Consider the following 11,203-nt stretch of genomic DNA (forward strand, 5'->3'; position numbering starts at 1 on the left):
GGGTATGTTGTCCGTGATTTTGCCGGCTCACAATGAAGCAAAAACATTAGCAATTACCTTGCCGCGATTGGTTGAACAGTTGCCTTTGGATGCTGAGCTGATCGTGGTCTGTGATTCCTGCTCGGATGCAACTGTGCAGGTAGCGAGGGCCTACACTGAGCAAGTATTCACTATCTCAGCAGGTATTGCCGCTGCGGCGCGTAATTATGGCGCTGCACAGGCAAGTGGCAACATGCTGTTGTTTCTCGATGCTGATACTGTGTGCAGTGCACAGCTACCAGCGCAGGTTGCTCAGTTTGGCAAAGGCAGTCACAGAGCTGTGTATGGCACGGCGCCACTGAAAAGCGACAGCGGCCACTGGCTCGGTCGGTTTGTTGCGGCCGATATCAACCGCTTTAATCGGCGCCATTTGAGTATGGGCGGCAATTGTTTTGTGTCGGCCAATTTGTTTAAAGCGGTGGGGGGCTTTAACACGGATTTATTGCGTGGTGAAGATACCGACTTGGGTGTGCGCTGTCAGCGTCACGGTGGTCATTATCAATGGCTTGGGCGCTGTTATTTTGTCCACAATGAGCGCAAATTCCGCACCCATGGTTATTTGCGGTACTACGGCTCCTTGTTGCTTGGGGGCGTACTGTGGCAGCTTTCGCCGCGCCTGTATGCTCGTAGTCTGGGAGGACAGGCATGATAGAAAAATGTCGAGCCCTGTGGCAGGTGCTGTCGCTCAAACTGGTTTTATTGAGCAGCTTAAGCGCCTGCACCACCATTTTGATCTTGCACACTTTCACTATGGCGCTGCAACTGGATAGCAGCAATCCGGCCAATCTGGTTCAGGGGGCTGTATGGTTCTCAGCGGCATTTGTGGGCTTTGTGGTGGTGCAGCTGGTTTTTCAGCGCAGCGTGATCCGGCTGACCGAAACCACCATTAAGACTGTGCGGCTGGATATTCTCGATGCAGTGCGCCATGCCCGATTACAGATGATAGAGCAATTTGGCCAGGAGCGGATCCTCTCGGCAATCGCTTACGATGCCAACACACTCAGCCAGCTCAATCAGTTCGTCGCGTTAAGTGTGGGCCATTTATTCACTGTGATTGCGGCACTGATTTACATGTTTGTGATTGCCCCTTTGGGCGCATTGCTGGCGCTGGGGCTGATAACGCTGGCGGTGACGGCCTATTGTTTGCGCTTCGGGCGCATTCATCAGGGGTATGAGCGTGCAAGGGAAGCCGAAGACAGCTTTTTTACCCATCTGCACGACCTGCTGATGGGGATCCGCGAAGTAAAACAAAACGCGCTGCGCAATGACAGCCTGTATGCACAGCACCTGAGCCGCGATGCCACCGCCGTTCAGCACAACAAAATTATGGCCGAATGTCGCTTTGCCCATAATCAGCTGATGCTGATGGCCGCACTTTATTTACTTGCCGCTGTGGCAGTCTTTGTCGCGCCGTTGTGGTTTGCCTTGTCGCCTCAGCAGAGTATCAGCTTTGTGATCATCACTTTGTTTATGGTGAGCCCGTTTCACAGCAGCATGGAGTTATTTCGGGTGCTCAGCCAGCTTCAGGTGTCGCAACAAAAACTGACCGAAATCAAACAACTGGCCAGCGAGGCCGGGGAGCAGGGCGTAGCGTCATCAGCGGTGTCGTTTTCACAGCAACTGACGCTGCAAAAGTTGATATTTGAATATGACCAAGGGTTCACGGTCGGGCCCATTAATCTTGAAGTGAACCCTGGCGATATCGTGTTTATCTCCGGCGGCAATGGCTCTGGTAAAACCACCTTTATGCGGTTGCTGAGTGGATTATATGCACCGCAAAGCGGTCAAGTCTGGCTTGATAATCGTCCGCTTGAGGCGGCTCAGCTACTCGCTTATCGCCAGCTTTTTGCCGGTATTTCGGCCGACAGTGTGGTCTTTGCTAACCGTTATGGTCAGCCGATGGGCGAGGCGCAAATTAATCAATGGCTGGAAAGGCTTGAACTGAGCGACAAAGTGCAGTTTCGCGACGGTCGCTTTACCAATACCCGCCTGTCGACGGGCCAGCTAAAACGCCTGGCCATGGTGCAGGCGCTGATGGAAGAGCGGCCCATTCTGGTGCTGGATGAGTTTGCCGCCAATATCGACCCGCAAAGCCGTCAGGTGTTTTATCGCCAGTGGTTACCCACACTCAAAGAAATGGGTAAAACCCTGTTCGTGATCACCCATGACGAGGCTTACTTTGATTGTTGTGACAGCCATTACCTGATGCGTGATGGTCAGCTTCACCCTTATCCGGCACAGCCGTTGTCGCTGGTTAAATCCCACTAAGGAGCGTGCAATGAAAGATTATCAGTTAACCTGGCTGGCACAGCGGGTAACCACTCAAACGACGGCAGTCTTAGTGCCCTTTTATAACGAAGCGGGTGATAAAACCCACTTTGCCGAGCGACTGGCTTACTTTGATGGACTGGCAGCGCGCCATCCTGAGCTGGATATTATCCTGATTGACGATGGCTCTACCGATCAGCCTTTTGCGGCGGATACTGAAAAACTGACCCATCTTAGCCTCAGCACAGTAACGCCCAATGGCCAAAAGATAGGGGCGCTTTATACCCAAATCAAAGCTTTGCCGCATCAATATATTATTTTCACCGACTTTGATACTGAGCTTCAGGGTCTGGATAACCTGCCTGAGGTACATGATAAGTTGGCGGCAGACTCGGCCTCTATGGGATGTTATTTCAGCATGCGTCCCACAGAAGGTAATACACCCGCAGTGCAGTTTCAGATGCTGGAATATGCGCTGGAGCGAGCCAGTTATCAGTTCAGCAAGAATGAGGGCAGTGTGCCCATTATGCCCGGTGCGGGCTGCTTGTATAAACGGCCAATTATAGAGGAGCTACTGTCTCGCCACAGCGGGCTGCGCAGTGGTGAAGACAGAGAAACCTGTTTGCTGGGTCTGGAGCTGGGTTACACCGTGTTTTACGCACCGCAAATACAAGCGCTGACCCAGCCGCCACAAACCTTCCGTGCCCTGTTGCAGCAGCGCCGCCGCTGGTCGCAGGGGTTTATAGAAGTGGCGCTGCACAAAGCGGCGTTTTATCGCAATCAGATGGCCGAGAAAACCGTACTAGGATTGCGCCACCGCATAGACATGATCTCTGTGAGCATCTTTTTGTTAATGCCGCTGCTGTTGCTGATGGCGTTTTTGATTAGTAGTACTGTCGGCGTGGCGCTGGTGCTGGTGTGGACGGCGCTGGGTTTTGTTGAAACCTTTTGGCTGTACAGCAAAGCCCGCGATGAATTTCGTACCATTCCCAACCACAAACTCAAGTTATGCCTGATCCCGTTTGCCCGAGTGCTGCTGGAAGTGCCAACCTGGTGGCGGGTGATTGGCCGAGTCTGTTTGAACAAATTACAAGGCAAAGGAGCGTGCGCATGAGCAAGCAATTCACAGCTCAAACCGGCAACCCGTTTATCGCGGGAAACTATCGCCGGGTTTACAGCCTGGGCATGGATTGTCGGCCTCGTCATTTGACTCGGCAGCTGGAGCTGGGCTGTCGGCGTGGGCCATTTGACTGGATCGGCGGCCGTTCGGTGGCCGACCTTAACCAGGCGCTGCAAACGCGGTGTAAAGAGGTGCTGCTGCTTAAAAACCTGGAACCGTATGAGCCTGATTGCAAGGAGTACCGCAAGTACGCCGATCGTGCTGCGGGTTACCTGTCTGCCCACGACTTTGCGGTTGAAAACCATGATCTGGTGCGTGAGTATCCGGCATTTCGAGAAAAGTTTGACGGTATTTGCACACGTTTCTTTTCTGAACTGGCAGAACTCGACAGTGTGTTGTTCTTTTTGAGTGTGGCCCTGGAAGAAAATGAAGACTGGCAGTTTGAAACACCGGATGAGATTTTGGCAAACACGCTGACATTAAAAACTACGCTTGAGCAGCTGTGTCCCAACGCCAGGGTTGGCCTGCTGGTGGCCACCTTTCATGACGAGCTGGTTGAACACAGTCGCCCAGGCCTCGCATTTACCCGCAAGTACACCTTTGATAATGACGAGCCCTGGATGCAAGGCCAGGAGCTTACCCATTGGTGCAATATGCTGGTGGGCGTGAATGGGTTTACCGGGCTGGCAGCACACAAGGAGTCGGCATGACGCAAGCTACGGTGGCCAATATGGTCGCCAATATTCTGAATCAGCCCGCTCAGGCCGCGGCACTCGAAGGCGATGACTGGACATTCACCTATGGCGAACTGAGCGCTCTGGTTGCCTGTTGTGTGGCGCAGTTGCGCAATTCAGGCCTTGAGCCGGGCGACTGCATTGCTATATACGGCGATGATCCGCGCTTGAGTGTGGTGGGGGTATTAACGGCGTTGTTACTTGGCTGCCCCTTTGTTTGCCTCGATGTGCACTTTCCGGTGGCACGCATGCAACATATGCTGGCACGCAGTCAGGCACGTGTGGTGTTGTACAGCAAGGTCGACCCACAACTGACAGAGACTGGCTGCCAAGTCGATTTGGCGTGTGCTTCGCATCCTGCGGTTGTGTCATTGAGCGGGCTATCGTCAACCAGCCTGGAGGCAGAGCAGCAGCGCGCTGCTTATCATGTATATACCTCTGGCAGCACAGGCCAGCCAAAGGGCATTGCGATCGCTCGTCATAGTCTGGCTGTGCAAGTCCAGGCTGCACGACAACAGTATCAGCTGCTACCGGGCAATCGTGCCTTATGCATTTTATCCAGCTCAACAGACGCCTTTTTGCAGCAAGTATTGATGTTTCTGTCTGCCGGGGCATGCGTGTGTTTTACGCAGCGCGCTGTGCTGGATCCGGCCGAGTTTGCCAAGGTTTGTATCTCTAAAACCATTACTCATATTGATGTCCCGCCCAGTTTGCTGGCCAATTTTCTGGCAGACTCACACGCCGCTGACTGGCTTGCGAACATGCATTTGAATACTGTTATTCTCGGAGGAGAGGAGTTCAGTCACAACATAGTGCGTCACTGGGACAGGCTAAACTTGTTTGAACACATTGCGCTATATAACGAATATGGTCCATCCGAGGCCACAGTAACATCGTGCTTGCACCAAGTGACCCGGGCCGATTTAAAACGCAGCCGGGTGCCCATTGGCAGACCCTCGGCAGGCAGCATTTTACTGATTGTGGACGAGCAGGGCAGACCGGCTAGGCAGGGGGAGCTGCTGATCGGCGGCGAGGGCCTGGCATTAGAATATTTGGCTGAGCCACAAAAAACGGCCCGGCAGTTTATTGCCATGGAACGCCTTGGCAAAGTGCAGCGCTTTTATCGCAGTGGCGATTTGGTGCGCCGTGATGAACAGGGGCTGATCACCTATCTCGGACGGCTGGACAACCAGGTTAACCTGCTGGGCCATCGGATTGAACTGGAGGGGATTGAAGCGGTATTAGATCAGTACCCGGGCATTCGCAGCTCGGCGGTATTGTGTATTGGCACTCAGTTGATAGCTTTTATTGCCGGTGATCTGAATGATGCAGATACCAGTGCGCTGCGCAAAATGCTCAGTGAAGCGCTACCCGCTTATATGGTACCGGCGCAGTTTTTTTACTACACTCAGCTGCCAACCACGGCCATAGGTAAAATTGATAAACCAGCACTAAAGCGCGTTGCCGAGCTGAGGCTGGCGCAATGCCAGCAGGTGGCGACATTGCCTGAGCTAATTGCACAGAGCCTGAATGTGCCGCTGGGCGAGCTGGACAGTGACCAAGGGTATAAATCGCAAGGCGGGGATTCTTTAAAGGCATTGATGCTGCAAACCCGTGCCAGGCAACACGGCTGGGCGGTGTCGTTAAGTCAGTTGCTCAGTGATGTGCCGCTTTCTCAGTTAGCCCCATCTTGCGCTAATGCTGCGACGTTAGGCTTCGAGCAAGAATTACTGAATTATGCATTACCAAACAAGCTGGCGATGATCCATATCCAGGGGATAGCGCGCTGGCAAGTGTGCACTATGTTGTTCACTCAACAACAGCTGAGCTGCGAGAAAGTTCATCAGGCTGCGCGTATTTTGCTGCTGAAATATCCCGCTTTGCGGCTGCGTTTTAATCCCAGGCAGATGACGCAGCAGATCAGTAAAGGGGCTTTACACCTGAGTGCTGAGCTGAGCGTAACCAGCTTTGCAGATTTTAAACATCAAGCCCGGGACGCATTTAAATCTTGTCTTGATGGGGCTTCATTGTCAGAGCAATTAGTAACCATCGCCAGTTATCGCAGCCGCTACGGTCATATAGTCGCGATAGGGATAAGCCATTTGCTAGTTGATGATATCAGCTTGCAGGTGCTCAGTAGTGACCTGGAAAGCTTGCTCAGCGCTCCTCAGCAGTTCGACAGGCATAGAGACTGGGCTCTGCTGCACTGGCAACGACAATGCCATAACGCGGTCATGGCAGGCCACTTTGATGCCGACCTGAACTACTGGCGGGATGCGCTGAACACTCGTGGGGAATTTTGTCAGGAGGCGGAGCGTAAACTGGCGGCGCTGAATACTAGCAAGCCGGTCCACAGTCAGGTGCAGTTAGCCAGCGCTGCGCAACTCGCCACGTTATTGCCTCGCCTGGCGTGCCAGGGTTCATCACTGCAAGCTTTACTGTTGGCTGCTCTGGCAAGTAGTTACGCTCAGTGCAGCGGTGACAGTGCTGTGACGGTTGCGCTGGAAAATAATGGCAGACAACCTTTCACAAACAGCGAGTGTGAGATCTCGGTGGAGGTTGGTCAGGCGGTAGGCTGGTTTGCTCACAGTGCGCCGCTGCTGTTGCACAGTGGTGCGCAGTCCGGCGCACAGCTTGCGCAAACACAAGCGGATTTAGCCAGATATCCTGTGGGTGGACATAGCTATGGCTGGCTCAGTATGTTTAGTAAAGATCAGGCGTTTAAAACGCTTGCTCAAACACAGGCGCCCAGAATATCCGTCGCTTTTGCGGATCTGGGCGAAGTACCCGAGCAGCAAGTTTTTGCTCAGCCAAGGTTTGGCTTGAGCGGACAAAACTGGTTGACAGACGAGCAGGTATTTGCTTTTGAACAGCGCTATCACTGGTTGCAGATCCGCTTTGTTCGCTCTCAAGAAGCTGGCCTGGTGGTTGAGCTTAGTAGTGACCTTGGTATCGTCAGTGCGTCTTGGCTTAATAACTTATCCGCGCAGATAGCGACGACCTTTAATCATATTTGCGCTGATTAGCAGGCAATTTATTGACTGGTAACTGGCGGAAAAAGCGCCAGTTATGTTATAAGCTAAGACACGTTTTCCATCATGTTGGCTAAAAGTGCAATTTGTTCGAAACTGCTTAACGTTCATGTTTGCCAGCCTGCTGTTTATCGTCTCAGGCAGCGCGGTGGCACAGACCTGTACACAAACCGTCACGGTCAGTGCCAACGATAACTGGCCACCCTATTCGTTCCGTTCTGGTGAGCAATATCATGGGCTGGATATTGAGATCCTTGAATTGGTGCTGAAAAATGCCGATTTATGTTGGCGTTACGTATCATTTCCTTCATCAAGCCGGACCTTCGAAGAATTTAAAAAAGGTAAAGTCGATATTATTTTTGCTGCCAGCTTTACTCAGGAGCGGCGGCGTTTTTCTGAGTTTAGTGTGCCGTATCGCGATGAAGTGATGCAGTTATTCCGCCACGAGAGCAACCCGTTGAACCCTCTGCGTGCTTTAACGCCCACTCTGAGCTTTCTGAGTAAATCTATCGTGGCTGTGAATCGGGGCAGTGTGTATGGCGAGGCATTTTCTCGGATTATGCAGCAGTGTCCCGACTGTGTGGTTGACATTAACCTGGCCACAGAGCGCTTTGATTTGCTGGTCAAAAAGCGCGTTGACTATGCGGTAGAAGATTTATTCACCGGCATTTACCTGATTAACCGCGACCCTTATAAGGCGCATATCAGAGCAAGCCGCTTAACTGTGCACAAAAACCCCGTTCATTACATGATCAGGCCCGGCCTGTTGAGTGAAAAGCGTTTGCAGCAGTTTAATCTGGCCATCATACGCAATCAGGCCGCCATTGATGCGTTGATCGATCAACATTTTCAGCGCCTGCTATCCGGATCTTTGCAAGTTAAGCCATAAGCGTGTGCTGTGCAGGCCTGCGCATATGGTATTCAAACTCGTCTTCATCATAGGTTCTGAAACCTAATGCAAAATACAAATGACGGGCCGGGTTGTGCTTAAGTACAGTCAGGGAAAACGGGAGGTCTGGATACTGCTCAAACATATGCCTGAGCGTGTAGCGGCCAAGTCCTTGCTTTTGGTATTGCGGAGCTATTTGTAACTGCATAATCTCCACCTCCCTGTTTAACAGCCGAAACTTGAGTGTGCCAACCGTAACTTTATCGATGAGCAGCAAATGTGAACTGGCATAGTCTTCCTCAAGCCGGCATAGATGTGCCTCGTCACTGAGAAAAATCCCTTCGCGCTCGAGGTGCTCCACCATGGTTTGCAGACGCAGGTTCAGCAAATAGGGCTTGTCGGTATTGCAGGCTTGCTTTAGCTCAATGTTCATCGTCGTTTCCTTGATTTGGCTTATGCAGTGTGGACATGCCACCTGATGATGTACGCAGGTTTTTGCTTTATCTAATCTCATAGCAGCCCCGGTTGCAAGTGTAAATTATTCAGAGAAACAAAACTTTAATGGAGTTGCCAGGGTGCAACGCAGGTGAGGGTAAAGAGCGCAATTAGCGGCATTATCCCTGTATTGAGCGACTATATTTTGTGCTTTGTAGTTGAATGTCTGGGTTTAAAACCGTACCATAATTGCAAATGATAACGATTAGTATAAATATGAGTTTTATTGCAATTATCCCGCTTTGGCTGGCTGCACTGAGTTTATACCTTGGTAGTCACCGGCAAATCATCATCACTCGCGCAGTACCCAGGCCTTTAGCTGGGTTCAGTGCTATGTCTTTATTTTTTCTTGGTATTGTTACTTTCAGTTTTGATTACCCCTGGGTGTCGTCGATGCTGGCGGCGCTGGTCGTGTTTATGCTGAGTTTGTTTACGGTGACCATTAGCTCGGGTTATTCCAGACAGCGCACCTTGTCTATCACGGGCGGTGTGTGCCTGCTTAGCCTGATTTTTGGAGGGGCAAGCTATGTGGCCTAAAACCCTATCTGGCTTATTTATTGGCCTGCTTTTATCTGTTTCTGTGGTGCTTAACCTGAATCTGCTATTGCCTTTTTCAGAGGGCACGCGTTTGTTGATAGGACTGATCCTGGCGTTCCCCATTTGGGCCGCAGCGCTGGTATGGGCTTACTCGTTTCCATCGGCCTGGAAGTCTTTTCGGGCACTGATGCTGGCACTGGTGCCATCCGTTTTACTTAATACCGCCCTGATGGTGCTGAGGTAATTCAGACAATGAACAATCAAACCCTTAAATCATTGACCAATGCCCACGCCTGGATTGGTTTGATCATCTCTACTGTTCTGTTTGTGGTGTTTTTTGCTGGTGCCATCACTTTGTTCAAAGACAATATCACCAGCTGGGAGCGTACGCCTTTGCTGGTCGATGCCGCGCACAATACGCAGCAGCCCGCATTTGATAAAGCGCTGGCCACCATTGAAAAAAACTATCAGGTAGATATGCATGGCGGCATGTTTATTTACGCGCCGGATCAACACAATCCGTTTATTGAAGCCCGTTTTGAAAGTGAGCTGGCACAGCCCGACCCGATCACTGGCGAAGACCACCTGCACCAGGCTTTGTTACTGGATGCCATCACAGGTGAAATCGTCGCCAGCAGCGATACGCATAACTACGCGCACTTTTTGTACAAGATGCATTATGACCTCGGTCTTGGGCGTGCGGGCCTGTATTTTGTTGGTCTCGTAACCTTGTTCTTTTTTGTGGCAATCCTGAGCGGCATAGTGATCCACTGGCGTAAGCTGTTCAGTAAGTTCTTTCAGTATCGAAAAGACGGCAATAAAGATAAATGGCTTGATGCGCACAACCTGATAGGCACCATGGGCCTGCCCATGCATCTGATGTATGCCTTCACCGGCCTGGTTTTCAACCTGGTGATCATTTACCAGATCTCCTATGCGGTGATTTTGTATCAGGGCAATCAGGAAGCGCTGCTGGATGCCGCCGGGTTTGACCAACCGCATCTCGAAGAAGCCGACAAACGAATGGCCATGACGGGTGTGGATGATATGTATCGCCGCGCTATGGCGACTCTGGGCGATGTCACCATACAGCGCATCAGCATCGAGCATTTTGGTGATGAGAACGCAATTTTGGTGTTCGCAGCGACCAGCAATGACGACTTTTCATTGTGGCGTGAAGTGCGTTACCTGATGAGCACGCAGGAGCAGATCTATCTGACCATGGACAATTACGATAACGCCGTGCGAGGCGGTCTGTCGACCATTGCCAGTCTGCACTTCGGTGACTTTGCAGGATATGGAATGCGCCTGGCGTTTTTCTTGTTTGGTCTGGCAACTGCTTATGTGATCATCACAGGTAACCTGATGTGGATAGCGAAGCGCGCTAAACAACGCAACCAAAGCCAGCGCAGTCTGAACTTTGTCAGGCGTCTGACCTCAGGCAGCTTTATTGGTGTAGTGGCGGCGACAGCGGCCGGGTTTGCACTGGCGCGTGCGCTCCCGGTTGAGTATCTGGGCCGCGCTGAGTTTATAGAGCGCAGCTTCTATCTGATCTGGATTGTAAGTATTGTGGTCTCGCAGCTGATGCGTAATCAAAAGCTGTTTTGCAAGGCGTTGCTGAGCGCCAGTGCGGCACTGTTTGCCCTGACCGCCATCAGCGACTGGACCTTGTTTTACAGCACGTCGAGCCTGCTCAGCGGCGCTGCACTGCGTGATGTTTTGCTGGTTGATACTATGTTGCTGCTGCTGGCTGCCATTTGTATTGCCGCAACGAAACGCGTCTATGCGCAAGAAACCAAGGCACAGCGGGTTAGCTCGCAGCCACTCGCCTCTGAGGCGTAAGCAAGCAAAAAAGCGCTGGAATCAGCGCTTTTTTTGTGGCCAGCATAAAGTTGCTGTGTCGCTACTATCGCGGTCACTCACTCTGCCAAGCTCGTAAGGCCGGACTGCTAGGTAGTTACTGCCAGGCCTTGAGCATGTCACTTTTGCGGTAATATAATGCAAGGCGCAGCTCCCCGCTAATCAGGTTTCAAAGTCATGATTTCGGTTTTTATACCAATTTGATTAGTTAAGTGTTCTATTTTGAGGC

Annotated in this window: 10 protein-coding genes; 9 read left to right on the top strand and 1 reads right to left on the bottom strand. The window is 51.6% G+C overall.

From position 1 onward, the window contains the following. Positions 1–4 precede the first annotated feature (4 nt). The 6 genes from C3B51_RS10600 to C3B51_RS10625 all read left to right on the top strand — a co-directional run bounded on the left by C3B51_RS10600 (position 5) and on the right by C3B51_RS10625 (position 8,082). A complete protein-coding gene (locus C3B51_RS10600; protein WP_130245024.1) occupies positions 5–688 on the top strand; it encodes a glycosyltransferase in 684 nt (227 codons plus the stop codon). Next, positions 685–2,307: an ATP-binding cassette domain-containing protein gene (locus C3B51_RS10605; RefSeq protein WP_130245025.1), complete on the top strand. Its 1,623-nt coding sequence runs from the start codon at positions 685–687 to the stop codon at positions 2,305–2,307. Before C3B51_RS10600 ends, C3B51_RS10605 begins: the two co-directional genes overlap by 4 nt. Positions 2,308–2,317: 10 nt before the next feature. Continuing rightward, on the top strand, positions 2,318–3,421 hold the full coding sequence (locus tag C3B51_RS10610; protein WP_130245026.1) for a glycosyltransferase: 1,104 nt from the start codon (positions 2,318–2,320) through the stop codon (positions 3,419–3,421). After that, entirely contained in the window at positions 3,418–4,137 is a 720-nt protein-coding gene (locus C3B51_RS10615; RefSeq protein ID WP_165389141.1) for a DUF1796 family putative cysteine peptidase, read from the top strand. The genes C3B51_RS10610 and C3B51_RS10615 overlap by 4 nt, the downstream gene beginning before the upstream one ends. Next, a complete protein-coding gene (locus C3B51_RS10620) occupies positions 4,134–7,187 on the top strand; it encodes an amino acid adenylation domain-containing protein (RefSeq protein WP_130245028.1) in 3,054 nt (1,017 codons plus the stop codon). Before C3B51_RS10615 ends, C3B51_RS10620 begins: the two co-directional genes overlap by 4 nt. Positions 7,188–7,302: 115 nt before the next feature. Beyond that, a complete protein-coding gene (locus C3B51_RS10625; RefSeq protein WP_130245029.1) occupies positions 7,303–8,082 on the top strand; it encodes a substrate-binding periplasmic protein in 780 nt (259 codons plus the stop codon). Here the strand turns inward: C3B51_RS10625 and C3B51_RS10630 are convergent. Further along, positions 8,072–8,515 carry a GNAT family N-acetyltransferase gene (locus C3B51_RS10630; protein WP_130245030.1) on the bottom strand — a complete coding sequence of 148 codons (444 nt, stop codon included), beginning with the start codon at positions 8,513–8,515 and terminating at the stop codon, positions 8,072–8,074. The genes C3B51_RS10625 and C3B51_RS10630 overlap by 11 nt on opposite strands. 278 nt (positions 8,516–8,793) lie before the next feature. Here C3B51_RS10630 and C3B51_RS10635 point away from each other — a divergent pair, with 278 nt between their 5' ends. Genes C3B51_RS10635 through C3B51_RS10645 form a run of 3 tightly spaced genes read left to right on the top strand, consistent with a single transcriptional unit; the run spans position 8,794 to position 10,956 of the window. Next, entirely contained in the window at positions 8,794–9,114 is a 321-nt protein-coding gene (locus C3B51_RS10635) for a hypothetical protein (protein ID WP_130245031.1), read from the top strand. Beyond that, the gene (locus tag C3B51_RS10640; protein ID WP_125719622.1) at positions 9,104–9,358 is read left to right on the top strand and encodes a hypothetical protein; all 255 of its coding nucleotides are present in this window, start codon (positions 9,104–9,106) and stop codon (positions 9,356–9,358) included. The genes C3B51_RS10635 and C3B51_RS10640 overlap by 11 nt, the downstream gene beginning before the upstream one ends. 8 nt (positions 9,359–9,366) lie before the next feature. Next, on the top strand, positions 9,367–10,956 hold the full coding sequence (locus tag C3B51_RS10645) for a PepSY-associated TM helix domain-containing protein (protein WP_130245032.1): 1,590 nt from the start codon (positions 9,367–9,369) through the stop codon (positions 10,954–10,956). Positions 10,957–11,203: the final 247 nt, after the last annotated feature.

It is taken from the genome of Pseudoalteromonas rubra (genome assembly GCF_004212645.1).
GTDB classification, from domain to species: domain Bacteria; phylum Pseudomonadota; class Gammaproteobacteria; order Enterobacterales; family Alteromonadaceae; genus Pseudoalteromonas; species Pseudoalteromonas rubra_G.